Below are 22,240 nucleotides of genomic sequence, written 5' to 3' on the forward strand. Positions count from 1 at the left end.
GGTTATGCCAGACCCGGGGACACCCGCCGCCTCTCGATCACGCGAGCCGCAGCCACCACTGCCGCTGCGAGGCCGGGCGCAGCACGTCGATCCGCTGTCCCGGCATCGGCACGCTCACCTTCGTATCCACCTCACCCGCCGCGGTCAACAGCCGTGTCACCGGCTCCGCCCACGGATGGAACGCCAGATTGAAGGTGGCCCAGTGCACCGGCACCAGCACGCCTGACCCGGGCTCGCCCTGGTTGAGATCGGCGTGCATCCGGACCGCCTCCTCCGGGTTCATGTGGATGTCCGGCCAGTGCTCGTCGTAGGCGCCGACCGGGAGCAGCGTCAGGTCGAACGGGCCGTGCCGCCTGCCGATCTCCGCGAACCTCGGGGTGTAACCGGTGTCACCACCGAAGAACACCGTGCGTTGCGGTCCGGCGATCACCCAGGACGACCAGAGCGTCGGGTTGCGCACCAGTCCGCGTCCGGAGAAGTGCCTCGCCTCGGTGCAGGTGAGGGTCAGTGCCCCGACCGTCGCCTGCTCGTCCCAGTCGAGCTCGACGATCCGATCGTCCGGCACCCCCCAGTGCCGCAGGTGCGCCCCGATGCCCTTCGGAACCACGAACGGGGCTCCCTGGGTGTGCACCAGGGCCAGGACGGTGGCCTTGTCGAGGTGGTCGTAGTGGTCGTGCGAGACGACGACGGCATCGATCTGCGGCAGGGCCTCGATCCCGACCGGGGTCGGATGCAACCGGGCGGGCCCGACCAACCGGGAGGGCGAGACCCGGTGGCTCCACACGGGGTCGGTGAGCACCCGGTGCCCGTCGATCTCGATCAGCGCGCTGGAGTGGCCGTACCAGGTGACGGCGAGTTCCGCGGGCTGCGCGGGGGCCAGCGGGGTGGCCAGCGGGATCGGGCTCCTCGGACGTCCCAGCCTGCCGCGGGTGAGGAGCGAGGTCACGATGCTCGAGCGGGTGCTCACGAACTGGCTGCTGGGTTCGGTGTTGTGGAACCGCTTGCCGCGGTACCGGGCGGAACCGGTCGCGTGCGGCACGATCGCCGTGGTCGAGGCGCCCATGGCGGATGACAGGTCCGTGCCGACACGCGCCAGTGCCGCGACCCCGGCCAGGCCGGCCGCGGCCGCGATGGCGCCCTTGATCCCGAGTCTCATCGGCCCTTGAACTCCGGCTGGCGCTTCTCCCACCGAGCCTGGCGGGCCTCGTCCATGTCCTCGCTGCGCCAGGCCGCCTGCAGCGCGCTGAGCTGCTCGGGAGTCGGGTCGTCCTGGGTGCCGTCGTCGTTGAACACCATCTTCAGGTGTCGCAGCGACAGCGGGGCCAGCGCCGAGATGCGCTTGGCCCAGTCCTGCGCGGCCGCGAGGTCACCGATCTTGTTCGCCAGTCCCGCGGTCAGCGCCTCCTCGGCCGTCAACGACTCGGCTCCGAACAGCATGGTGCGGGCCGGTCCGCCGCCCGCGAGGGACACCAACCGCTTCACGGTCCAGGTGTCGACGGAGATGCCGAGCTTGGCGGCGGGGATCGCGAAATGGGCGCCGGGGGCGACGACCCGCAGGTCCGAGGCCAGGGCCAACTGGGTGCCCGCACCGACCGCAGGGCCGTTCACCGCCGCGATCACCGGGATCGGCGCCTCGTCGATGGTGTGCAGCATCTCGAGCAGGGTGTCGGTGAAGCCGTCGGCGTACACGTCACCGGACAGGTCGGCGCCCGCGCAGAACGCGGAGCCCTGCCCGGTCAGCACGATCGCCCGCGCCCCCAGGGCAACGGCCTCGTCGACGGCGTCGCGCAGGAGCACGCATTGCTCGGTGTTCAGAGCGTTCCGCCGCTCCTCTCGCTGGAGCTCGATGGTCACCACATCACCGTCGCGGCTGGTCCCGATCATGTGAATGACCGTACCGTTCACACCCGGGAGGTTGCCACCATGCAGACACAGTCGGACGTCGTGGTCGTCGGCGCCGGGCAGGCAGGCCTGTCCGCGGGCTACTACCTGCGCCGGTTCGGACTCGAGCCGGGTGCGGGATTCGTGATCCTCGACCACTCCCCCGGCGCAGGAGGCGCTTGGCAGTTCCGTTGGCCCTCACTGACATTGAGCACAGTCAATCGCGTGCACGACCTGCCCGGCATGCCGTTCACCGATGTCCTGGACGACACCGCGCCCGCCGAGGTGCACGCCGCCGAGGCGGTACCGCGTTATTTCGCCGAGTACGAGCGCCGCTTCGAACTGCCGGTGCACCGGCCGGTGCACACCCGGGTGGTGTGCGATCGGGCCGGCGACGGCCTGCTCACCCTGGAGACCGACTCCGGCCCCGTCACCGCCCGCGGGATCATCAACGCCACCGGCACCTGGGAGCGCCCGTTCATCCCTCGCTATCCGGGAGCCGAGCTGTTCCTCGGTCGTCAGCTGCACACCAGGGACTACCAGAGCGCCGCCGAGTTCGAGGGCCGTCACGTGGTCGTCGTGGGCGGCGGCATCTCCGCCGTGCAACTGCTCGACGAGATCTCCCAGGTCACCTCCACCACCTGGGTGACCCGCAGCGTCCCGCAGTTCAGGGAGGAATCGTTCACCGCGGAGGAGGGCAGAGCCGCGGTCGCGGTGGTCGAGGACCGGGTGCGGCGCGGCCTTCCGCCCGGCTCGGTGGTGTCGGTGACCGGGCTGCCGGTCACCCCGGCGATCCGGGCAGCCCGCGACCGCGGCGCCCTCACACGACTGCCGATGTTCAGCGAGATCACCGCGGACGGGGTGCGATGGGCGGACGGCACGCACCGTCACGCCGACGTGATCCTGTGGTGCACCGGTTTCCGCAGCTCGCTCGACCATCTGGCCCCGCTCCGGCTTCGCGGGCCGGGTGGCGGGATCACGATGACCGGGCGGCTGGCCACGCAGGTTGCGTCCGACCCGCGGATCCATCTCCTCGGATACGGCCCGTCCGCCAGCACGATCGGGGCCAACCGAGGCGGACGGGCGGCCGCGGCGGAACTGATCGAGCATCTGGGCGTGACCGCCCGGTAGCGGACCGCCCCCCGGCCCGTCAGACCGAGCCCGCGGCCCGTTGCCGGATCTGCCGCGGGGACTCACCGGCGAGGTCCCTGACGGCGCGACCGAACTGACTCAACCCGGTGAACCCGCTCCTGCGCGCGATCTGGCCGACCGACAGGTGCGCGGCGCCCGGGTCCGACAGCAGATCGATGCCGTGCCTGACCCGTCTCCTGCGGATCATGCCGTAGACCGAGATGCCGTCGCCCTCCATGAGTTTGTGGAGGTAGCGGGGGCTGACGTTGATCCCAGCGGCGACGCGATCGACGTTGAGCGTCGGGTCGGTGAAGCTGCGTTCGATGAAGTCGTACACCCGGGCCCGGTTGCCAACGGCCATCTCCTCCGGCGCGGGCACCTCGTCTCCCGATGGCTGGATCACGGCCAGCGCCAGATCCACGATCGCGTGCTCGATCAGCGACTGTTCCGCAAGGGTGTTCGGGTGATGACGGGTGAGCGGCTCCAACATTCCCGCCAGCGCGCCCCCGACGGGCGATCCCGGAATGACGGCGCCGGTGAGCTTTCGGGTGTCGATCGACCTCTCCGCGAGCAGCCTGCGAGGGAGGTAGACGAAGACGACCTCACTACCTGCCGCGACGTCGAGCTCGAATTCGCGCCCGAAGTCGACAAACGTGATGTCTCCCGCGCCGCCCCGACCCGAGGTCCGATCCTGTTCCACCCCAACGGTGCCCGACCGGATGGTCGCGACCGAGACGTAGTCACCCATCTCGTCGTCCAGCATGGTGCGGGCGCGGACCGCGGTGACCGCGGTCGACTTCATCCGATTCACGCGGATCATCCCGAAGTCCGTGGATCCCATCGTCGCCCTGAACTGCGACGGCTGCTCGGCGCTGAATCGGCAGATCCCGGAGATCGTGTCGATCCCATCGGCCCCACACATGTGGAGACCGCCGCGAAACCGTTGCGTCAGACCCGCGGTCTGCAGAGTTGCCGTGCCAGAGTTCAATTCGCCCCCAGTGTCGCCCTTGCCCCCCGACATGAGTTCCAGTACACACTGTAACGCAACACAATGGCCCCCGCGCGCAGTCGGTCAGCCCGCATCGGCCACCACCTGGTGCGCCGGCGTCAATGGAGCGAACTCGAATCCCCAACCGAGCGACCGCCGTACGCCCAATGTGAGCAGTCGCTGATACTGGGACCAGGCATGCGACTGCCAGTCCAGGAATCGCTCGACGACGAGGGTGCGCCACTGGGCGTCGTCCAGGGTCAGCGCAACGGTGGACACGTGCAAGCGGGTACAGATCACCTGTCGCTCGGCGCAGATCTCGATCTCCGACAGTCCGGCCAGACCCACCGCGGGACACCACTCGACGCCCGCACAGGTGTCGAACCTGACAGCCGTCGCATGCCGCTCCCAGGTCGCCAACGTCTCCTCGACCGCGTGCTCGTGGGCCGCGAGCACCGCGTCGAGGCGGTCGCGCAATCTCCCGCCGAAGGCCGCACGCAGAACCGATCGTGGCGGGGTGAAGGTCACCTCGAGCGCCGACACCGACGCGCTCTCGCGCCGCACACCGCAGCCCTCCCCGAACAGCCACTCGGCGACGCGCATCTCGGGTGGGTGCACGAACTCCGGTCCAGCGGTGGAGGACCCGACCCAACGCAGCCGGGAGATGTCGGGACACTGGAGCGGCGGAACCGAATCCGCGTGTGCGATAACCCACGTCATAGCGGGCATGATGACATCCGGACAACCGTTCAGACCGCACCGAATACCCAATTGTGACCCTGATGCGCGAATCGTCGAATCCTCATGCGCGGATCACCCAGTCGGGTCACCGGGGACTCGGCACCACCACACCAACGGGTCCGGACCCGACACACAGCGTGAGGTCCGGATCCACCGCGCGGATCTCGAGCAGCCCCCCGCCGCCCGTCAGGCGCACGAAAACACTGTTCGCGCCGCTCCGAACCGGCACCGTGACCGGCTCCCCCTGCTGGAGCGACACCGTGATCTCACCGTCCGCCGAGGCCAGGTAGTTCAGCCGAACGGTCCACTCCCAGCCCGCCAGCGGTCCGTCGAGCGGCAACTCGGAGATGCCCGATCCGATGCGGTGCCCGCAGCCCGGCTCCTGGCCCGGATCGATGGCCCGAACCCACGTCACCTCCGCGTCGACCAGTCTGCCGTCATCGTCGAGCATGCGCAGCTCCGGCGTGGCCGATGCGAATTCCGGTCGATCGGGAAACGGCCCGAGGACGTGACTGACCAGGTTGTGGGGGTGCGCGACGGGCAGCAGCACCCAGATCGACGCCGGCTGCTCCAGCAGCGGCACATCGGGGTGCGCCGCGAGCGCCGACCGCGCGTTGGCCAGGTAGTCGCGTGTCGTATTGTCCCGCCAGCTGTCGGCAAACGTCACGGTCGAGACCAGACTGCCTGCGACGAACGCAGACATCAGCGCCACCGCCACCGTCGGTCCACGCCCCGAACCCGCCCTGATCGTTCGGGCGGGGGCACGGAGGATGACCGCCAGCGCGATGGCGATGATGACGGCGCTGTCGGTCAGGTAGCGCAGCGTCTGCCCGAGCTCGAAGGTCGTCTCCACACCCGATCGGGTCACGACCATCGCGGCAACCGAGGCGAACACATAGGCCCCTACCGCGATCCACACCCACGCAACCCGCCGCTTCCAGACGATCGTCGCGGCGACAATCGCGGCGGCGAGGACCCCGCTCGCGGCGATGAGCACCCCGGGTGGGTCCGCCCAGGGCGGACTCGGCGGCCAGCGGTCCCAGGTCCATGGCCCGCCGAACAGTGTCGGCAGCAGGCCTTTCGATGTCGCATGCCGGACCATCTCGATCGCCGAGGACCCGTCGTACGGCGCGAAATCCGTCGTGACGGTGAGGCCGAAGATGAGCGACCACACGACCGCAAGGAGCAGCGCGGGCGACCAGAGGAGCGCCCCCCTGCCGATCGCGGCGCGAATCGGTCGTGCCCGGCCGTCGACCCGGTAGATCAGCGCGACCGCGGCAAGGGCCACCAGCGGAATCAGCACCGCTTTCTCGAAGAACTGCAACGACACGGCGAACACCACGAACCCCGAGATCGCGTAGCGCGCGCTGCCGGTGCGGCACAACCGAATCGCGTCCCCCGCCACCCAGGCAAGGCCGATCTGCAACGGCAATGCGTTGAGGCCCGCGGCCCACCAGGCGAAGGCGGGCAGGGTCAGCGGCGAGAAGAGGTAGAACACCAAAGGGATCAGGATGGCCGGGCGGCGACCGAGGATCAGCCGGAGCAGTCGTAACAGGGCCAACGAGGCCAGCGCCTGGAGCGCGAGCAGCATCAGCGCCGCCACCGGCCAGTTGTACGGCGCCAACCGGGTTGCGATCCCGGCGACGAGGAAGGCCGCGGGCATGAAGTGACCGTCGTGGTCGTAGAACAGGAACTCCGACGACAGCAGCGACATGGATCCGGACCGGCCGGTCAGGATCAGGTCGTCCCAGTAGAAATAACCGCGGCTCAGGACCAGGCCTCGCGCGACCAGCTGGAGCGCGATCAGAGCGAACGCGATCTGCAGGACCCGGGTGCCGGACAGCGGCCACCAGCGAGACACCCGGGGCCGCCCGTCGGCGGCCTGCTCCGGGACCGGGGCTTCGGCCCGGTCCGCGGGGAGCGTTTCTGCGCGCATGGTGTCCCCGACACTAGTGCCGGTATTGAGCGCGCATTCGTGCGGACGCTGGCTAGGATCAGTGCTTGGTGTTGCCGAGAGTCCCGTGCGACCGAGAGGACCCAGATGCGTTTCCTCAAGTTTGCCGCCACTGCCGCCGCACTCGTCGCTGTGCCAGCCATGCTCGCGGCACCGGCCGCACAGGCCCTGACCCCACGGACCGTCTTCGGGACGGTGAGCTGCAAACAGGGTCCGCGGAATTCGCCACCGGTGGCGGTGTGGGTGGTCGCCGAGAAGGGCGAATCCGGGTGGGCGGAACTCGACAACCCAGTCGGCGGCCACGGATGGATGCGGGAGTATTCGTACACGGCCTATGACGCCGAGCGATTCCGACTCGTCGTCGGGTGCGGGGGAACAGCCGAGCAGGCGGAGCGGGCCGTGGTCACCGGCTGGATGAAATCCGGTCGCCACAACCTGACCATGAACTTCTGACCGTCCGGCACCCGTTGCCGTGGAACCGCACTGGGCGTTGCGGTCGATGCGGAACCAGCACCGCCTTCTCGAAGAACTGCAACGACACGGCGAACACCACGAACCCCGAGATCGCGTAGCGCGCGCTGCCGGTGCGGCACAACCGAATCGCGTCCCCCGCCACCCAGGCAAGGCCGATCTACAACGGCAACGCGTTGAGGCCCGCGGCCCCAGGCGAAGGCGGGCAGGGTCAGCGGCGAGAAGAGGTAGAACACCAAAGGGATCACGATGGCCGGGCGGCGACCGAGGATCAGCCGGAGCAGTCGTAACAGGGCCAACGAGGCCAGCGCCTGGAGCACGAGCAGCATCAGCGCCGCCACCGCCCAGTTGTATGGCGCCAACCGAGTCATAGCGGCACCGAGATCAGTGACCCCAGTCGTGCTGTGCCCTGGTGAGGCCCTGTTACTGGCGATCAATCCCTCTTGATATCGAACATCTGTTCGATTATAATTCGAACATGGGACTCACCGATCTGCTCGACCGACCACAGGACGTGGTCGCCTGGCAGATCGACGAGCGCGAACTCGTGACCCTGGTTCCGGAACTGTCGAGGCGGATCCGCCAGCTCGAGGCGCTTCGGGTGCGACTGACCCAGGAGGCCGCGTTCCGTGGCGTGGTCACGCTGACGGGTGCCTCATCCGCCATCGGCTGGCTCGCCGAGTCGTCGAAACTCACCCCCGGCCACGCCAAGCGCGTGATGTCGCTCGGCGCCGACCTCGATCGCTTCCCCGACGTCAAGGCCTCGTTCGAGAACGGCGACATCGACACCGAGCAGGCCCGATCGATCATCGGACTACTCCACAAAATCCCCGACTACACCTCCGACATCAAGAACTCCGCCAACGGCGGCACATTCGACGACCCCACCGCCGAATGCTCCGACCAGTGCACCAAGTACCTCCTCACCAACGGCACCCGAGAGAACGCCGAGGACACCCGCAGGCGGGTCGCCGGACTGGCCTCGATGCTCCAACCCGACGACACGAATCCGCCCGACGACGAGAACGAGAGACTCAACGAGTTCTTCGCCTCCCGCACCGCCGGTGGCCGGCTGCGCGTCAAGGGACACTTCGACAAGGCCACCGGCGAGCAACTGATGACCGCCCTGTCCGCACTGTCCAAGCCACAGCCCGGCCGCAACACCACCAGTGGCGATCGTGAACCCGACTCCCGTTCCGCACCCCAGCGACGCGCCGACGCCTTCGCAGACATCGTCCGCCACTACCTCGATTCCGGCGCCGCCCCCGGCGAGGGCGGCGAGCGGCCCCACATGACCGTCTTCGTCGGTCTCGGAGACCTCGCGAACGCAACCCGCTGCTCAGGCGCCGGACCCGCGGAGACACCAAAGGACGGAGCGCGCCAAGACTCGGTCCGAAGCGGCTCGTCCTTCATCCGCCGAGGCCCCGCATGGATGCCCTGGCTCGGACCGATCGGCCTCCGCCTCGCCGTCACCCTCTCCTGCGACGCCTCGATCACCCCGATCGTCATGGACGACGACGGCAACCCACTCAACGTAGGCCGCACCACCCGCACCATCCCCCGCCGACTCCGCCGCGCACTCGACGCCCGCGACTGCGGATGCGCCTTCCCCGGATGCGGCCGCCCCGCCGCCTGGACCGACGGCCACCCTCCCCCAAGCACTTCGTGCAGGGCGGTACCCCCATCCACCACTGGTCGGACGGCGGCGAAACCAAACTCTCGAACCTGGTACTGCTCTGCAGGTTCCACCACACACTCATCCACAAAGGCGACTGGCAGGTCCACATCGGCGACGACCAACACCCTTGGTTCACACCCCCGAACTGGCTAGACCACGAGCGAAAACCCATCCCCGCCCACAACCGAAATCAGCTGTTACTCGCGAGCTGACCCCACGCACAACAAGCACCGCCCCGGACCACGACCCCACAAAGGGGCCGCGATCCGGGGCGGTCTACGTCAGAAAACGCGACACCTTCACATATCGAACTCGTCCGGATCCGGCCCCAGCCGGTTGCCTGCGTCCAGGCCGGCGATCGCAGTGAGGTCATCCGCGTCGAGCTCGAAGTCGAAGACGTCGATGTTCTGCCGAATCCGGTACGGCGTCACGGACTTCGGAATGACGACGTTGCCGATCTGCAGGTGCCACCGCAGCACCACCTGCGCGGTGGAGCGCTGATACTTCTCGGCGATCCGAGCCAGTGCGGGGTCCTCGAGCAGCGCGCCGCCCTGACCGAGCGGCGACCACGCCTCGGTGACGATGCCATGCTCGGCATGGAACGCCCGCAGCTCCGGCTGCGCGAAGTAGGGATGCAGCTCGATCTGGTTTACGGCAGGGATCACGGACGTTTCGTCGATGATGCGGCTCAGCTGCGCAGGCTGGAAGTTGGAGACCCCGATGGAGCGCACCCGTCCCTCCGCCTTCAGTTCGGCGAAGGCACGCCAGATGGCGATGTAGTCCTCGCGCGCCGCGCGAGGCCAGTGGATCAGGTACAGGTCGAGGTAATCGAGGCCGAGGCGCTCGAGGGAGGCGTCGAACTCGCGGCGAACCGAGTCCGCCGTCCAGGTCTCCTCCGCGCCGTTCCACAGCTTGGTGGTGATGAACAACTCGTCCCGCGCCACCCCGGAGTCCGCGATCGCCCGGCCGGTGCCCACCTCGTTGCGGTAGATGGCCGCGGTGTCGATGCTCCGGTAGCCGATGCTCAACGCGCTGGTGACAGCCGAGTAGCTCTCGTCGTCGGGCACCTGCCACACGCCGAAGCCGAGCTGCGGGATGGTGTTGCCGTCGTTCAACGTCACGTTCGGGAGAGAGCTCACAGAGGTCATGCAACGGACAACTCCGGCCGTCGGCGCCTTGTTCCCCGCGCGACTGAGACAATCGTCGCCATGACCGCAACACTGCACGCCGACGGGCTGTCCGCATCCCGCGGCGAGCGCACCCTCTTCTCCGGGCTCGACCTCGTCGTGGCCCCCGGCGACGTGATCGGGCTGGTGGGCGCCAACGGCGCGGGCAAGTCGACCCTGCTCTCCATCCTGTCCGGACACAGCACCGCCGACATCGAGGGCGCGGTGACGCTCAGCCCGCCGCACGCCACCGTGGGCTATCTCACCCAGGAACCCGAGCGCCTCGCAGGCGAGAGCGTCGAAGGATTCCTCGGCAGGCGCACCGGCGTCACCGGGGCCGAGGAGGAGATGAACGCGGCCGCGGAGGCGCTCGCGGAGGACGGCGGCGACGACCGGTACTCGCACGCGCTCGAGCGGTGGCTCGGCCTCGGCGGCGCCGACCTGTCCGAGCGCGCCGAGAAGGTGCTGAGCGACCTCGGCCTTGACGTCGGGCTCGACGCGGAGATGACCGCACTGTCCGGCGGCCAGGCCGCACGGGCGGGACTGGCCTCGCTGCTGCTCTCCCGATACGACGTGCTGCTGCTCGACGAGCCGACCAACGACCTGGACCTCGACGGCCTCGAACGCCTCGAACGGTTCGTCGAGGAGGCCCGCACCGGCATCGTGGTGGTCAGCCACGATCGAGAGTTCCTGGCGCGGACCGTGACCGGAATCGTCGAACTCGATCTCGCCCAGCAGCAGATCGCGGTCTACGACGGCGGCTACGAGGCCTACCTCGCGGAGCGCGCCATCGCCCGCCAGCACGCGCGGGAACGCTTCGAGGAGTACGCCGACACCAAGTCCGGTCTCGAGGATCGCGCTCAGATGCAGCGCAATTGGCTCGAGCACGGTGTCCGCAACGCACGGCGGAAGGCCAAGGGCGCCGACTCCGACAAGATGGGACGCAAGGCCCGCTCCGAGTCCACCGAGAAGCAGGCCGCGAAGGCCAGGCAGACACAGCGCCGCATCGAGCGACTCGAGGTCGTCGAGGAGCCGCGCAAGGAGTGGGAACTGCGGATGCAGATCGCGGACGCCCCGCGAAGCGGCACCATGGTGGCCACCGTGAGCGGCGCGGTTGTTCAGCGTGAAACATTCCGGCTCGGACCGATCAGCGCCCAGATCGAATGGGGCGACCGGGTTCTCATCACCGGGCCGAACGGTTCGGGCAAGACGACACTACTGCGGCTGCTGCTCGGCAAGCTCGTTCCCGACGAGGGCACCGCGGCACTCGGGTCCGGCGTCGCGGTCGGTGAGGTCGACCAGGCCCGCGGCCTGTTCGAGGGCGACGAGGCCCTGGCGGCGGCGTTCGGCGCCCAGATCCCCGACTGGCCCGACGCCGAGGTGCGCACCCTGCTCGCCAAGTTCGGCCTGCGCGGCGCGCACGTCCTGCGGGCGGCGAGCTCGCTCTCCCCCGGCGAACGCACCAGGGCCGCACTGGCACTGCTCCAGGCCCGCGGGGTGAACCTGCTGGTCCTCGACGAGCCGACCAACCACCTGGACCTGCCCGCCATCGAGCAGCTCGAGCGCGCGATGGACGAATACGAGGGCACGCTGCTGCTCGTCACCCACGACCGGCGGATGCTGGACACGATGCGCAGCACCCGCCGGTGGCGGATGGACGGCGGTCAGCTCACGGAAACCTGATCAGCTACCGAAGAGCTGCTGGCCGATGTAGCCACCCTTGGCACATCCGGGCGGGATCGCGAAAACCGCGGACCCGATCGGCGTGGTCCACTGGTTCAGCATGTCCAGCTCCGAAAGGCGTTGCTGGATAGGCACGAACTGAGCATCGACGTCGGCCTGGTAGCAGACGAAGATCAGGCCCGAGTCCGAGATCTCGCCCCCGGCAGGCGCCTCGTCGTAGTTGTACCCGCGCCGATGGATCCGCTGCCGCGGGTCCGCCGACCTGGCCCTGGCGATGTGCGAGAACTCCGGGATCACCGGAAACCCGCTCGCGCCCACCGCGGCGAAGTCGGGCTCGTCGTGCTCGGAGTCGCCGGTCAGCGGCGCCCCGTCCGACAGCCTGCGCCCCACCGACTGCTCGCGTCCCGGCCGGTCCACCTTGTCCCACTCGTCAAGGTCGAGGTGGGTGCGCCGGATGACAGCCGAGGTGCCGCCCGCCATCCACGCCTGCCCTGACCCGGTGTCCCAGACCAGATCCGCGAAGTCCGCGGTACCGGGCGACGGGTTCACCGTGCCGTCCACCTGACCGAACAGGTTCCGCATCGTGGTGCCGGGAGCCTGCGTGCCGCGGGCCCGGCGGAAGCCGCGCTGGGTCCAGCGCACCGTGCCGAATCCCGCCGCACCCTTGAGCAGTACCCGCAACGCGTGCGCCACGGTGACCGGATCCTCCGCACCGACCTGGAGCAGCAGATCCCCTCCGCTCCACCGGTCCTCGAGCCGGTCCACCGCGAATGGGGGCAGCGGTCGCAGCCACGCAGGGCGCATGTGCTCGACGTTGCCTGCGCGGAAGACACCAGGGCCGAACCCGACCGTGACAGTGAGCCGGGTCGGCTCGGTGGCCAGGTCCGGCTCGGTGTCCGCCAGCGCCGCTCGGCCCTCGGTGAGCCGGGCCGCGTCCTCGGTCCACACCTTCAGCAACCGGATCAGCGCGGCCCGGTCCACCTCCGGTCGGAGATCGAGCGCGACGAACGTCGAGTGCGCCTGCGGCGCCGTCGCGATGCCCGCCTGGTGCGTGCCATAGAACGGCTCGACCTCCGATGCTGTGGACACCGACGGCACCGCCGGCTGCTGCTGCTCCTGGTCGAGCGTGACCTCGCGTGCGCCCCAGGCCAGGCCGGTGCCGCCGAGAACGACGGCCCCGGCGCTGAGCAGGCGGCGCCTGCTCAGCTCAGCCATGATTCCCTTCGTAGCTCTCGTTGGCTCCGGTGAAATCCCGTACCTGGACGGTGGCCTCGGAGGTGGACCCGTCGCCGAAGGTGAGTGTCAGCGGGACGTCGGTGCCCGCCTTCACCGGAGCGGGCAGCTGGAGGAACATGATGTGGTCAGCCCCGGGCTCGAGCTTGTGCGTACCCGAGGCGGGGATGGTCACCCCGCCCTCCTTCTTCTGCATCACCATGGACCCGTCGGGGCCTATCGCCATCTCGTGCACCTCCACGGCGGGCGAGATCGGACTGCTCACCGAGACCAGGGTCGCGTCGGTCCCGGATTCGTTGACGAGGGTGCCGAAGGCGGCGGTCATCCCGCTGTCGGCCGCCTTCACCCAGGATTCGGTCAGGGTCACCGACTCGGCGGCCGGACGCGCGTTGTCGGCAGAGCTGTCGGAGTCCGACGAGCAGCCCGCGAGTGCGAGTCCCATGGACAGAGCGGCGCCCGCGGCCAGCATCCGTCGGCGAGAGAAAAGGTGGTTGCTCATGATTGATGTTCCTTCGATACGGGTTCGTTTGTCTTGGAGTGCTTTCCGGAGCGCCACGCGACGATCGCGAGCACGAGCCCGGCGATCACCAGGGCGGCCGGCCCGAGCAGGCGGCGGTACAGCGGCGATGATTCCGCGGCAGGCGGCCGCTCGGCGGGCGCCTGCGCAGCCGATACCGGCGCAGGCGTCGTCGCGGCGGCCGCGTCCCCGGAGGGCGCGCCCACCTGGTAGCCGAACGTCCCGGTGAGCGGGTGCCCGTCGTCGGACACCGCCCGCCAGCGGACGTTGACGGACCCGGAGCCCGACTTCACCCGCTGGATCATCCTGGCGCCATCGCGCGTGACCGGACCGTCGTCGAGCCGGGTCCCGTCCGCAGTGGTGACCACGATCGCGGCACCCGTCTTCTGCACCGCGGTGGAGAAGGTCAACACCACCTCGGTGGGCGCCTCCGCCAGCACGCCGTCGCGAGCGGGAGACGTGGACAGCAGTTCGGAGTGCGCGGACGCCACCGGTGCGGTCAGCACGACCGCGCCCAGGGCCAGCAGCAGGGCGATCGCCGCCCGCCTCATGCCGGTTGCCGCCTCGAACGCAGCCCCAGCAACACGTCCACGATGAGGAAGCCGAGGAGCGAGAGGCCGAGCAGCGGCACGAAGATGCCGACGGCCACCGCGACCACCGCGATGCCACCGATCGCGGGCCAGGGCAGCCGCCGCAGGGCGCCGCGGCGCGGCACGGTGCCGAGCGCGAAGCCCTCCGAGCGGCGGGGACGTCGCTGCCACCACATCCGGTAGCCGGTCACGATCAGGGTGATCAGCGACAGCGCGAGCGCCCCGAGCAGCAGCTGGTTGGCGAAGCCGAAGAGGGTGCCCATGTGGCCTGCGATCCCCCACTGGCTCAGCTTGGCCGCCAGCGGCCAGTCCGCGAACCGGAGCTCGTCGGTGACCTGCATCGTCGCGGCGTCGACCGCGATCGAATCGCCGCCGGTCGCGGTCTCCTTCACCGTCCAGGCCTTCGAGGCGCTGGCCGGGATCGTCGCGGACAGCGAGCCGGTCAGGCCCCGATCGCGGGCCACCGCCAGCACGCCGTCCACGGCCGACGGGTCAACCGGCGCGCCGTCGGCGACCGGGGCGGCCGGTGCGCCGTGCCCTGCATGCTCGCCCGCGGGCGCCGCAGGGGCGACCCCGAGCGCGGTGTCCAGCTTCGGGGTGGTCCAGCTCATCTCCGTCCGGAGCGTCTTCACGTTCTTGCCGGCGTGGTCCGACCAGGTCAGTCCGGTGATCGAGAGGAAGATCAGCCCGATCGCGGCGCAGGCACCGACGACCCCGTGCCAGTTCAGCGTGCTCCTTCGACCGGTCACCGACCGGTCCACCGTCAGCAACCGGCCCCGGCCGCCGCTCGCGCGGTCGCGGCGGAACTTGGTCCACCACAGGTACAGACCGGCCAGCGCGATCACGCCGAGCCAGGATGCGGCCAGCTCGCTGTAGAGGTTGCCGACCTCACCCAGGTGCAGATTCTTGTGCAACGCCGACAGCCAGGCCCGCAGCGGCAGGTCGCCGGAGTCCGTCGCCAGCGCTCCGAGCACGTCGCCGCTGCCCGGGTCAACGAAGACGGTGGTCTCCCCCGAGCCGACGCTCGGGTCCGCGAACACCACTCGGCTCGAGCCACCCGCCTCGGCGGTCTGCAGCGACAGCAGAGTGGACGGGTCGCGGCCGTCGAGTGCGGCCTGCAACTGCTCGGACGCGGGCAGCGGACTATCCGAGGCGGGCGCCTCGAGGTAGTTCCCGTACACGAGCTTCTCCAGCGTCGGTGCGAACGCGTAGACGAATCCCGTCAGGGCCGCGACCAGGAGGAACGGGCCGACGAACACGCCCGCATAGAAGTGCAGCCGCAGCAGGAGCTTGCGCAGCGCCTGGGATTCGGTGCCCGGCGGCGTGGATTTGGGCACACCGGGGTCGGTGGTGATGGTCATGACATCGCTTTCGTCGATCAGACTTTGGGTGCGCGGAACCCCATGGGAACCGCGAGAGACCGCGCCCCGGCCAGGCGGCCGTGGTTACGCGGTGGGGTGAGGTGTGATCAGACGAAAAGCGGTGGGCCGCGCCGCGATACCGACACGCGGCAGAGCGCGGACACGAGCGGGTTCACCTCGGCGACGGGTTGCCAGCTGCGGGGTCGTTCGAGGACGGGGATGGCGACGACGAGCGCGGCGACGACCGCGCGCAACGCGGCCTCCGTGCGCGGGCCGATCCGTTCGGCCGCAGCGATGAGTGCGGCACAGACGCCGATCGCGACCGCGTGCGCGGCGAGCATCTGCGGGCTCATGCCGCCGATCGGCCCCGAGGCCATGTCCGCGTGGTGACCGCCGCCGCCGAACGCCAGAGTGGTGTGAGCGCCGAGCTGCCCGACCGCCAAGATCGGGACCAGCGCCGGTCCCCCACGGCGAAGCACGGGGACGGCGGCCATCACGGCGACCAGCACCGCGGAGAATCCGACGAGGAGCATGAGGGTGGATCCGGTGGGCAGTCCACCGCCGCCCACGCCGTGCGCGGCAACGGCCACGGCCGCGGTGGTCGAACCGACGGACGCGCAGCGCACACGGCGAGAGAGCTTCTCACCTGGGCCGACGCGCATGGGCGAACCGTACTACATCGAGTAGGACTCACTCTCCGGCCATGGGGACTACTTGACAGACTGTTGTGTTTTCCCAACAATCTGATGCATGAGCCCGGTACGACGTGGCGAATCGCGCCCCATCTTCAACCGCATCGCGGTGCTGCGGGCCGAGCGCTCGATGAGCCGGGTCCGGCTGGCGGAACTCATCGAGGTCAACCCCCAGACCGTTGGCGCGCTCGAACGCGGCGACCACTACCCGAGCCTCGACCTGGCGATGCGGATCTGCGAGGTGTTCGGCCTGCCGATCGAGGCGGTGTTCTCGCGGACCGAGTTCACGCCGCTGTCCACCGAGCTCTACCGACCACGCGAGTCAGGAGCGAACCGAGATGCCTGAGCTGAACCTCGTCGAGCGCTATCAGGCGCACCGCGCCAGGAGGTTCCTCGCGAACTCCGAGAAGTGGCGGCACATGCTGCCCGGCTGGCGCACCCGGCACCGCCGCCGAATCCTCGTGATCGCGCTCGCCGCAACCTTCGCGTTCATGCTCGCGGTCGGGGTGCTGTGCCACTTCTTCGAGCGCGCCCCACTGCTGTGGCTACCCGCCATGACGCTGTTTTTCCCGATCTGGATCGCGCTGCAGATCGTCTCCGGCCGCCTCGGCGACGCTCCAACCGGGACCCTCGACGAGTGGGAGGTGCAGCAGCAGAACGCCGCCCGCTCCACCGGACTGAGCATCACCCAGTCGCTGATGATGATCCCGGTGACCTACCTGATCGTCGGCAGCGTGATCACCGAGGGCAGCCACACCACGATGGCCTACACCGGCGGATCGCTCGCCCTCACCACGCTGATGATCGGCGGCTGCTCGCCCACCATGATCCTGGCCTGGAGCCGACCCGATCCCGATCCCGAGTCCGACGAATTCCTTATGGAGGCAGCGTGACCGACAAGCACACCCTCAGCATCGACCGCATCTCCAAGCGCTACGGCGACGTGGTCGCGCTCGACGACCTCAGCTTCGAGGTGCGGCCGGGCGAGATCTTCGGTTTCGTCGGCAGCAACGGCGCGGGCAAGACCACCACCATGCGGATCGCGCTCGGGGTGCTCGCCGCCGATTCCGGCGAGGTGCGACTCGGCGGCAGGCCCGTCGATCTGGACGTGCGCCGCACCATCGGATACATGCCTGAGGAGCGCGGCCTCTACCCGAAGATGAAGGTCGGCGCCCAGCTCTCGTACCTCGCCGAACTACACGGACTCTCACGCGCCGAGGCGAGGTCGGCGGTGGCCCGCTGGACCGAGCGCCTCGGTATCGCGGAACGCGTCGGTGACACCGTCGACTCGCTGAGCCTTGGCAACCAGCAGCGGGTCCAGTTGGCTGCGGCGCTGGTGCACGACCCGGCGGTGCTGGTCCTGGACGAACCGTTCTCCGGGCTCGACCCGGTCGCGGTGGACGTGATGAGCGACGTGCTGATCGAGAAGGCGAAGACCGGGGTGCCGGTGATCTTCTCCAGCCACCAGCTCGACCTGGTGCAGCGACTGTGCGACCGCGTCGGCATCATCAAACACGGCAAGATGCGCGCGATCGGCACCGTCGACGAGCTGCGCGGCGGCGAGAACACCCAGCTCGTCGTGCACGCCCCCGGCGCGGGCACGGACTGGGCACGGCACCTGGCCGGGGTGAACACGGTCAGCCACTCCGACGGACGCACCGTGCTGACGCTCGAGCCGGGCGCGGACGACCAGGCGATCCTCGCCGCCGCCCTGAAAACCGGTCCGGTACACGAGTTCTCGTTGCACCGCCCGTCCCTCACCGAACTGTTCCGAGAGGTGGTCGCGGCATGACCAGGGAGTGGAGCCTGCAGAACGACCAGAAGACACTGTCGACCGCCCGCGCAATACGCCTGGTCGCCACGCGCGAGTTCCTCACCCAGGTCCGCAAGAAGAGCTTCCTGATCAGCAACCTGGTCATCCTGATCGCCATCGTCGGCGGCATCGTCGGGTACTCGATCTTCTCCGGCGGCGACGACGCCGACCGCGCCGCCATCGGATTGGTCGGCGACCAGTCGCTGTCCCAGGCCCTGGTGGCCGCCGGGGAACAGGTGGGCACACCCGTCGAGGTGTCCGAGATCCCCGACGAACAGACCGCCCGAGATCACGTCGGCAGCGGCGACCTGGACCTGGCCCTCATCCCGGACTCGGACGGATCCGCCACCGCGATCACCGAATCCGAGATCGACGCCGGGCTGCGCACCGTCGTCGACGTCGCGGTGACGGGCCAGGCGCAGCAACGGGCGCTGACGGCCCAGGGCGTCGACGTCGCGCAGCTGAGCGCGGACGTCGGTGCGGCCGTGGTCACCGTGGAGTCGATCGACCCGCCCGACCCGGAGGAGGGTCAGCGCGTCGCGATGTCCATCGCCGCGGTGATCCTGCTGTACATGCAGATCCTGGGCTTCGGCATGTACGTCGCGATGGGCGTCGTGGAGGAGAAGTCCAGCCGGGTGGTCGAGCTGCTGCTGTCCACCCTTCGCCCGCTGCAACTGTTGTGGGGCAAGGTCATCGGCATCGGCGCGGTCGGGCTTGTACAGCTGACGGCGTATGGGATCGCCGGGGTCGGAGCCGGACTCGCGACCGGCGTCCTGACGGTCACCGGCACCGCGCTCGGCGTGTTCGCGAGCACCCTCGGCTGGTTCGTCCTCGGCTTCACGTTCTTCGCGGTGCTCTACGCCGCGGCCGGCTCGATGGTCTCGCGCCAGGAGGACGTGAACTCCACCACGATGCCCCTGATGCTGCTGATCATGGCGATGTTCTTCACCGCCTTCTCCGCGGTCGGCGACCCGGACGGCACGCTGAGCAACGTGCTGAGCTGGATCCCGCCGTTCTCCGCGGTCCTGATGCCACTGCGGATCGCGGCCGGAGTGACCGGCCCGGCGCAGGTGATCGGCACCATCGTGCTGATGATCGCAGTCACCGTTGCGCTTTCCCTCGTCGCCGCGAAGATCTACCAGCGCTCGATCCTGCGGGTCGGCAAGACGGTGTCCTGGCGGGAGGCATTCGGGCGCTAGGGTCGGGCCATGACCGTGCGATTGTCGGCCCAGCAGATCCTGGACCTGGTACTCGATTCCGGCAGCTACGAGTCCTGGGACCGGCCACCGGTGTCGGTCGAGGCGAACGCCTCCTATCGCGCCGACCTCGACGCGGCCGCCGCCAAGACCGGCCTCGACGAGTCCGTGATCACCGGAGTCGGGACGGTTCGGGGTCGCCGGGTCGCGGTGATCGCCTGCGAGTTCGGCTTCCTCGCCGGGTCCATCGGCGTCGCCGCCGCCGAGCGGATCGTCACCGCGATCGAGCGGGCGACCGCCGAGCGTCTGCCGCTGCTGGCGTCCCCGACGTCGGGCGGCACCCGGATGCAGGAGGGCACCCTCGCCTTCGTGCAGATGGTGAAGATCGCGGCGGCGGTCACCGTGCACAAAGCCGCACACCTGCCCTACCTGGTGTACCTGCGCAACCCGACGACCGGCGGGGTGTTCGCGTCCTGGGGTTCGCTCGGACACGTCACGATCGCCGAGCCGGGGGCGCTGATCGGTTTCCTTGGTCCGCGGGTCTATCAGGCGCTGTACGGCGAGAAGTTCCCCGAGGGCGTGCAGACCGCGGAGAACCTCTACAACAGCGGGGTCATCGACGGTGTCGTGGCACCGGAGTGGTTGCGGCACCTGGTTCATCGCGCGTTGCGGGTGATGACCGGCGAGACCGGGCGGTGGCAGGACCCGCATCCCGAGCCCGCCGTCATCCCGGACGTGCCCGCATGGCAGTCGGTGATGCTCTCGCGCCGTACCGACCGCCCCGGCATCCGGCAACTGCTGCGGTACGCGGCCACCGAGCAGATCCCGCTCAGCGGCACCGGACAGGGCGAGGCGGACAAGACCGTGCTGGTGTCGCTGGCGCGATTCCGGGGGGCGCCGTGCGTGCTGTTCGGCCAGGACCGCAGTGGTCAGTCCCCGGAACACACGATGGGTCCGGCCGCGCTCCGCGAGGCGAGGCGGGCGATGAAACTCGCCGAGGAACTACGGATCCCGCTGGTGCTTGTCATCGACACGCTCGGCGCCTCGCTGTCGAAGGAGGCCGAGGAGAAGGGGCTGGCCCCGGAGATCGCGCGCTGCCTCGCCGACCTGGTCACCCTCGACACGGCCACCGTCTCGGTGCTGCTCGGACAGGGCACCGGCGGCGGCGCGCTCGCACTGCTGCCTGCGGACCGGGTGTTGTCCGCACAGAACGGTTGGCTCGCACCGCTTCCCCCCGAGGGCGCGAGCGCCATCGTGCACCGCGACACCACGCACGCGCCGCAGATGGCTGCCGCACAGGGCATCCGCTCGCTGGACCTGCTGCGCGACGGCATCATCGACGCGATCATCCCGGAGATGCCCGACGCGGCGGACGAGCCGATCGGGTTCTCCAAGCGGGTCGGCGAGGCGATCGCCAGGGAGCTGTCCGGCCTGGTCGATCTGCCCGCCGCTGATCGGTACGCGGCCAGGATCGCGCGCTACCGCAACCTGGGCATGCCACGCTGAAGCATCAGCGATATCCGGTGGTGTCGGCAGGCTTGCCGGGATCCTGGACCTCGACCAGGTAGCGCCACGCATCGGGCCTGCTCCCGTCGAGATCGGTGAAGCCGTACTCCCGCGCCAGCTGTCCACTCGAGAGCGACTGCCCGTTCCAGCGCGCGACATCGGGATCCCGAGCGAGCGCCGCGACCCCCCTACCCACATAGCTGGGGCTCTCCGAGATGGCGAAATGCGGGATCCGCTCGGTGGCGTCGCGCCAGTTCGATTCGCTGACACCGAAGTTGTCGAGCATCATCTCCGACCGCAGCCAGCCCGGCGTGACCAGGACCGCGGTCGCAGCGCGCGGGCCCAGCTCGTGGGCAAGAGCGAACGCCATCCGGCTGACCGCTGCCTTGGCCAGGTCGTAGAAGAACGACACCCGATAGTTGGCGGCGTTGTACTCGTCGGTCCCGTCGGTCACCTCGACGACCAGGCCGCCGGGGGTCTCCAGGAGGAGCGGGATCGCGAAGTGGCTTGTGACGGCGTGGGTGTCGACGCCGAGCCGCAGGTACCGCAGGCCCACCTCGAGGGAGGACTCCCACACCGTCTTGTCCCACTCCATCTCGGTGGCTCCCCAGATGTCGTTGACCAACACGTGCAGGGCGCCCTGCTCGTCCCGAATCCGGTCCACCAGTTCGCGCACCTCATCAGGCACCAGATGGTCGACCCGGACCGGGATCCCGTGACCGCCCGCGGCGTCCACGAGGGCCGCGGTCTCCTCGATCGTCTCCGGCCGGTTCATCTCCGACCGCTCCGACCCACTGGTGCGGCCGGTGACGTAGACGGTGGCGCCCGCCGCACCAAGCTCGGTGGCGATCCCCCGGCCCGCGCCCCTGGTCGCGCCGGCGACCAGCGCGACCTTCCCGCGCATCAGGAGGCTCCGCCCGCCGCGGTCGCGGGGATGATCACCGCCACCACGATCGCCGCGTTCACGGCCTCGACCGTCCTGCGAACCGCCACCCCCGCCCACTCACCGTCGGCGATCTCCTTGGCCCGCTTCTTGATTGCGCGACGGTCACCGTCGGTGACGACCTTGGTTGCCGCGTCGACGGCGGAGAGCAGCGAGATCAGCGCAGCGGTCCGCTCGGTCGGGTTTGCGCCGTCCACCAATGCCGCGTGTAGCTCGTCGCGGACAGCGCGCTCGTGGCTCTCGTCGACCGCGGGCCACACAGTGGTGGGGAAGATCCCGAGCAGGCGCCCCTTCGACTCGCGGACCCAGCCCCTGTCCACGATCCGTTGGAGAAGGGCCTCGCGGAGCCGCTGATCGATCTTCTCGATCGCGCGCTCCGGCTTCAGCGGCTTCGATTCCCGGATCCGGGCGACCGCACCCGCGAGGATCGGGTCCTCGGGCGCCGCGTCCTCGCTCAGCACGAGCCGGCCCTTCTTCACCTCCTCCCCCTCCCCGGCCGGGTGAACCACGCCGTTCAGCGCGAGTTCGAGGAGGACGGCACCGGCCAACGCCCTGGGCAGCGCGGTGCTGTCGATCAGCGGCTTGCCGGATTCGTCGTCGAGCAGGAGCAGGAGCAGATCTTCGGCGAGAAGAGTCATGCGTCCACGGTACGTCGGTTCGTCGGGGCGAGCGGTAGCTCGGGCTTCGCCGGCCGTT

The 22,240-nt window shown here is 69.5% G+C and carries 22 protein-coding genes and 1 pseudogene; 9 read left to right on the top strand and 14 right to left on the bottom strand.

Annotated features, from left to right (window positions below; genetic code table 11):
* Window positions 1-37: 37 nt before the first annotated feature.
* Entirely contained in the window at window positions 38-1,156 is a 1,119-nt protein-coding gene (locus ACWFRB_RS06170) for an MBL fold metallo-hydrolase (RefSeq protein ID WP_452639565.1), read from the bottom strand.
* A complete protein-coding gene (locus ACWFRB_RS06175; RefSeq protein ID WP_452639567.1) occupies window positions 1,153-1,884 on the bottom strand; it encodes an enoyl-CoA hydratase in 732 nt (243 codons plus the stop codon). The genes ACWFRB_RS06170 and ACWFRB_RS06175 overlap by 4 nt, the downstream gene beginning before the upstream one ends.
* Window positions 1,885-1,923: 39 nt before the next feature.
* Here ACWFRB_RS06175 and ACWFRB_RS06180 point away from each other — a divergent pair, with 39 nt between their 5' ends.
* Window positions 1,924-3,012 (top strand): NAD(P)-binding domain-containing protein, encoded by a 1,089-nt coding sequence (locus ACWFRB_RS06180; RefSeq protein ID WP_452639568.1) that lies wholly within the window; start codon window positions 1,924-1,926, stop codon window positions 3,010-3,012.
* 19 nt (window positions 3,013-3,031) lie between these two features.
* Here the strand turns inward: ACWFRB_RS06180 and ACWFRB_RS06185 are convergent, their stop codons facing one another.
* From ACWFRB_RS06185 to ACWFRB_RS06195, 3 genes are all read right to left on the bottom strand, one after another.
* Window positions 3,032-3,934 (bottom strand): AraC-like ligand-binding domain-containing protein, encoded by a 903-nt coding sequence (locus tag ACWFRB_RS06185; protein WP_452639570.1) that lies wholly within the window; start codon window positions 3,932-3,934, stop codon window positions 3,032-3,034.
* A gap of 150 nt (window positions 3,935-4,084) precedes the next feature.
* Window positions 4,085-4,720, bottom strand: a complete 636-nt coding sequence (locus ACWFRB_RS06190) for a relaxase domain-containing protein (protein ID WP_452639572.1) — start codon at window positions 4,718-4,720, stop codon at window positions 4,085-4,087.
* Between the two features lie 106 nt (window positions 4,721-4,826).
* Complete coding sequence (locus tag ACWFRB_RS06195; RefSeq protein ID WP_452639573.1) at window positions 4,827-6,677, bottom strand: hypothetical protein; 1,851 nt, start codon at window positions 6,675-6,677, stop codon at window positions 4,827-4,829.
* A gap of 105 nt (window positions 6,678-6,782) precedes the next feature.
* On the opposite strand from ACWFRB_RS06195, the gene ACWFRB_RS06200 reads away from it, so the two are divergent.
* A complete protein-coding gene (locus ACWFRB_RS06200) occupies window positions 6,783-7,148 on the top strand; it encodes a hypothetical protein (RefSeq protein WP_452639574.1) in 366 nt (121 codons plus the stop codon).
* Window positions 7,149-7,197: 49 nt separating this feature from the next.
* Here the strand turns inward: ACWFRB_RS06200 and ACWFRB_RS06205 are convergent.
* Window positions 7,198-7,576: pseudogene (locus ACWFRB_RS06205) on the bottom strand (hypothetical protein); the annotation flags it as partial.
* 68 nt (window positions 7,577-7,644) lie between these two features.
* Here ACWFRB_RS06205 and ACWFRB_RS06210 point away from each other — a divergent pair.
* Window positions 7,645-8,997 carry a DUF222 domain-containing protein gene (locus tag ACWFRB_RS06210; RefSeq protein WP_452639575.1) on the top strand — a complete coding sequence of 451 codons (1,353 nt, stop codon included), beginning with the start codon at window positions 7,645-7,647 and terminating at the stop codon, window positions 8,995-8,997.
* A gap of 146 nt (window positions 8,998-9,143) precedes the next feature.
* Here ACWFRB_RS06210 and ACWFRB_RS06215 read toward each other — a convergent pair whose 3' ends face one another.
* Window positions 9,144-9,992: an aldo/keto reductase gene (locus tag ACWFRB_RS06215; RefSeq protein ID WP_452639577.1), complete on the bottom strand. Its 849-nt coding sequence runs from the start codon at window positions 9,990-9,992 to the stop codon at window positions 9,144-9,146.
* 60 nt (window positions 9,993-10,052) lie between these two features.
* Between ACWFRB_RS06215 and ACWFRB_RS06220 the strand changes: the two genes are divergently transcribed.
* Window positions 10,053-11,693 (top strand): ABC-F family ATP-binding cassette domain-containing protein, encoded by a 1,641-nt coding sequence (locus ACWFRB_RS06220; RefSeq protein ID WP_452639579.1) that lies wholly within the window; start codon window positions 10,053-10,055, stop codon window positions 11,691-11,693.
* On the opposite strand, the gene ACWFRB_RS06225 is transcribed toward ACWFRB_RS06220, so the two are convergent.
* The 5 genes from ACWFRB_RS06225 to ACWFRB_RS06245 form a co-directional block, all read right to left on the bottom strand.
* Window positions 11,694-12,908, bottom strand: coding sequence for a Dyp-type peroxidase (locus ACWFRB_RS06225; protein WP_452639581.1), 1,215 nt, complete (start codon window positions 12,906-12,908; stop codon window positions 11,694-11,696).
* Window positions 12,901-13,425, bottom strand: a complete 525-nt coding sequence (locus ACWFRB_RS06230) for a copper chaperone PCu(A)C (protein ID WP_452639582.1) — start codon at window positions 13,423-13,425, stop codon at window positions 12,901-12,903. The genes ACWFRB_RS06225 and ACWFRB_RS06230 overlap by 8 nt, the downstream gene beginning before the upstream one ends.
* A complete protein-coding gene (locus tag ACWFRB_RS06235) occupies window positions 13,422-13,994 on the bottom strand; it encodes a copper resistance CopC family protein (protein ID WP_452639584.1) in 573 nt (190 codons plus the stop codon). Before ACWFRB_RS06235 ends, ACWFRB_RS06230 begins: the two co-directional genes overlap by 4 nt.
* Window positions 13,991-15,394 (bottom strand): PepSY-associated TM helix domain-containing protein, encoded by a 1,404-nt coding sequence (locus tag ACWFRB_RS06240; RefSeq protein WP_452639585.1) that lies wholly within the window; start codon window positions 15,392-15,394, stop codon window positions 13,991-13,993. Before ACWFRB_RS06240 ends, ACWFRB_RS06235 begins: the two co-directional genes overlap by 4 nt.
* A 107-nt stretch (window positions 15,395-15,501) precedes the next feature.
* Entirely contained in the window at window positions 15,502-16,056 is a 555-nt protein-coding gene (locus ACWFRB_RS06245; RefSeq protein ID WP_452639586.1) for a hypothetical protein, read from the bottom strand.
* 88 nt (window positions 16,057-16,144) lie between these two features.
* On the opposite strand from ACWFRB_RS06245, the gene ACWFRB_RS06250 reads away from it, so the two are divergent.
* Genes ACWFRB_RS06250 through ACWFRB_RS06270 form a run of 5 tightly spaced genes read left to right on the top strand, consistent with a single transcriptional unit; the run spans window position 16,145 to window position 20,601 of the window.
* Complete coding sequence (locus ACWFRB_RS06250; protein ID WP_452639587.1) at window positions 16,145-16,432, top strand: helix-turn-helix transcriptional regulator; 288 nt, start codon at window positions 16,145-16,147, stop codon at window positions 16,430-16,432.
* Window positions 16,425-16,979, top strand: coding sequence for a hypothetical protein (locus ACWFRB_RS06255; protein ID WP_452639589.1), 555 nt, complete (start codon window positions 16,425-16,427; stop codon window positions 16,977-16,979). Before ACWFRB_RS06250 ends, ACWFRB_RS06255 begins: the two co-directional genes overlap by 8 nt.
* Complete coding sequence (locus tag ACWFRB_RS06260) at window positions 16,976-17,878, top strand: ABC transporter ATP-binding protein (protein ID WP_452639590.1); 903 nt, start codon at window positions 16,976-16,978, stop codon at window positions 17,876-17,878. The genes ACWFRB_RS06255 and ACWFRB_RS06260 overlap by 4 nt, the downstream gene beginning before the upstream one ends.
* Window positions 17,875-19,098 (top strand): ABC transporter permease, encoded by a 1,224-nt coding sequence (locus ACWFRB_RS06265; protein ID WP_452639592.1) that lies wholly within the window; start codon window positions 17,875-17,877, stop codon window positions 19,096-19,098. The genes ACWFRB_RS06260 and ACWFRB_RS06265 overlap by 4 nt, the downstream gene beginning before the upstream one ends.
* A gap of 9 nt (window positions 19,099-19,107) precedes the next feature.
* The gene (locus ACWFRB_RS06270; protein WP_452639593.1) at window positions 19,108-20,601 is read left to right on the top strand and encodes a carboxyl transferase domain-containing protein; all 1,494 of its coding nucleotides are present in this window, start codon (window positions 19,108-19,110) and stop codon (window positions 20,599-20,601) included.
* A gap of 4 nt (window positions 20,602-20,605) precedes the next feature.
* Here ACWFRB_RS06270 and ACWFRB_RS06275 read toward each other — a convergent pair whose 3' ends face one another.
* The gene (locus ACWFRB_RS06275) at window positions 20,606-21,505 is read right to left on the bottom strand and encodes an SDR family oxidoreductase (RefSeq protein WP_452639594.1); all 900 of its coding nucleotides are present in this window, start codon (window positions 21,503-21,505) and stop codon (window positions 20,606-20,608) included.
* Window positions 21,505-22,182, bottom strand: a complete 678-nt coding sequence (locus tag ACWFRB_RS06280; protein ID WP_452639596.1) for a GOLPH3/VPS74 family protein — start codon at window positions 22,180-22,182, stop codon at window positions 21,505-21,507. The genes ACWFRB_RS06275 and ACWFRB_RS06280 overlap by 1 nt, the downstream gene beginning before the upstream one ends.
* Window positions 22,183-22,240: the final 58 nt, after the last annotated feature.

The organism is Rhodococcus sp. NPDC055112 (genome assembly GCF_053607505.1).

Excerpts from the sequence above, each read along its gene's own strand:
- ACWFRB_RS06220 (WP_452639579.1), top strand. The coding sequence starts at position 10,053 with ATGACCGCAACACTGCACGCCGACGGGCTGTCCGCATCCCGCGGCGAG.
- ACWFRB_RS06270 (WP_452639593.1), top strand. The coding sequence starts at position 19,108 with ATGACCGTGCGATTGTCGGCCCAGCAGATCCTGGACCTGGTACTCGAT.
- ACWFRB_RS06195 (WP_452639573.1), bottom strand. The coding sequence starts at position 6,677 with ATGCGCGCAGAAACGCTCCCCGCGGACCGGGCCGAAGCCCCGGTCCCG.
- ACWFRB_RS06240 (WP_452639585.1), bottom strand. The coding sequence starts at position 15,394 with ATGACCATCACCACCGACCCCGGTGTGCCCAAATCCACGCCGCCGGGC.
- ACWFRB_RS06215 (WP_452639577.1), bottom strand. The coding sequence starts at position 9,992 with ATGACCTCTGTGAGCTCTCTCCCGAACGTGACGTTGAACGACGGCAAC.
- ACWFRB_RS06170 (WP_452639565.1), bottom strand. The coding sequence starts at position 1,156 with ATGAGACTCGGGATCAAGGGCGCCATCGCGGCCGCGGCCGGCCTGGCC.
- ACWFRB_RS06230 (WP_452639582.1), bottom strand. The coding sequence starts at position 13,425 with ATGAGCAACCACCTTTTCTCTCGCCGACGGATGCTGGCCGCGGGCGCC.
- ACWFRB_RS06250 (WP_452639587.1), top strand. The coding sequence starts at position 16,145 with ATGAGCCCGGTACGACGTGGCGAATCGCGCCCCATCTTCAACCGCATC.
- ACWFRB_RS06245 (WP_452639586.1), bottom strand. The coding sequence starts at position 16,056 with ATGCGCGTCGGCCCAGGTGAGAAGCTCTCTCGCCGTGTGCGCTGCGCG.
- ACWFRB_RS06235 (WP_452639584.1), bottom strand. The coding sequence starts at position 13,994 with ATGAGGCGGGCGGCGATCGCCCTGCTGCTGGCCCTGGGCGCGGTCGTG.
- ACWFRB_RS06190 (WP_452639572.1), bottom strand. The coding sequence starts at position 4,720 with ATGACGTGGGTTATCGCACACGCGGATTCGGTTCCGCCGCTCCAGTGT.
- ACWFRB_RS06210 (WP_452639575.1), top strand. The coding sequence starts at position 7,645 with ATGGGACTCACCGATCTGCTCGACCGACCACAGGACGTGGTCGCCTGG.
- ACWFRB_RS06175 (WP_452639567.1), bottom strand. The coding sequence starts at position 1,884 with ATGATCGGGACCAGCCGCGACGGTGATGTGGTGACCATCGAGCTCCAG.
- ACWFRB_RS06275 (WP_452639594.1), bottom strand. The coding sequence starts at position 21,505 with ATGCGCGGGAAGGTCGCGCTGGTCGCCGGCGCGACCAGGGGCGCGGGC.
- ACWFRB_RS06180 (WP_452639568.1), top strand. The coding sequence starts at position 1,924 with ATGCAGACACAGTCGGACGTCGTGGTCGTCGGCGCCGGGCAGGCAGGC.
- ACWFRB_RS06200 (WP_452639574.1), top strand. The coding sequence starts at position 6,783 with ATGCGTTTCCTCAAGTTTGCCGCCACTGCCGCCGCACTCGTCGCTGTG.
- ACWFRB_RS06185 (WP_452639570.1), bottom strand. The coding sequence starts at position 3,934 with ATGTGTGGGGCCGATGGGATCGACACGATCTCCGGGATCTGCCGATTC.
- ACWFRB_RS06280 (WP_452639596.1), bottom strand. The coding sequence starts at position 22,182 with ATGACTCTTCTCGCCGAAGATCTGCTCCTGCTCCTGCTCGACGACGAA.
- ACWFRB_RS06225 (WP_452639581.1), bottom strand. The coding sequence starts at position 12,908 with ATGGCTGAGCTGAGCAGGCGCCGCCTGCTCAGCGCCGGGGCCGTCGTT.
- ACWFRB_RS06265 (WP_452639592.1), top strand. The coding sequence starts at position 17,875 with ATGACCAGGGAGTGGAGCCTGCAGAACGACCAGAAGACACTGTCGACC.
- ACWFRB_RS06255 (WP_452639589.1), top strand. The coding sequence starts at position 16,425 with ATGCCTGAGCTGAACCTCGTCGAGCGCTATCAGGCGCACCGCGCCAGG.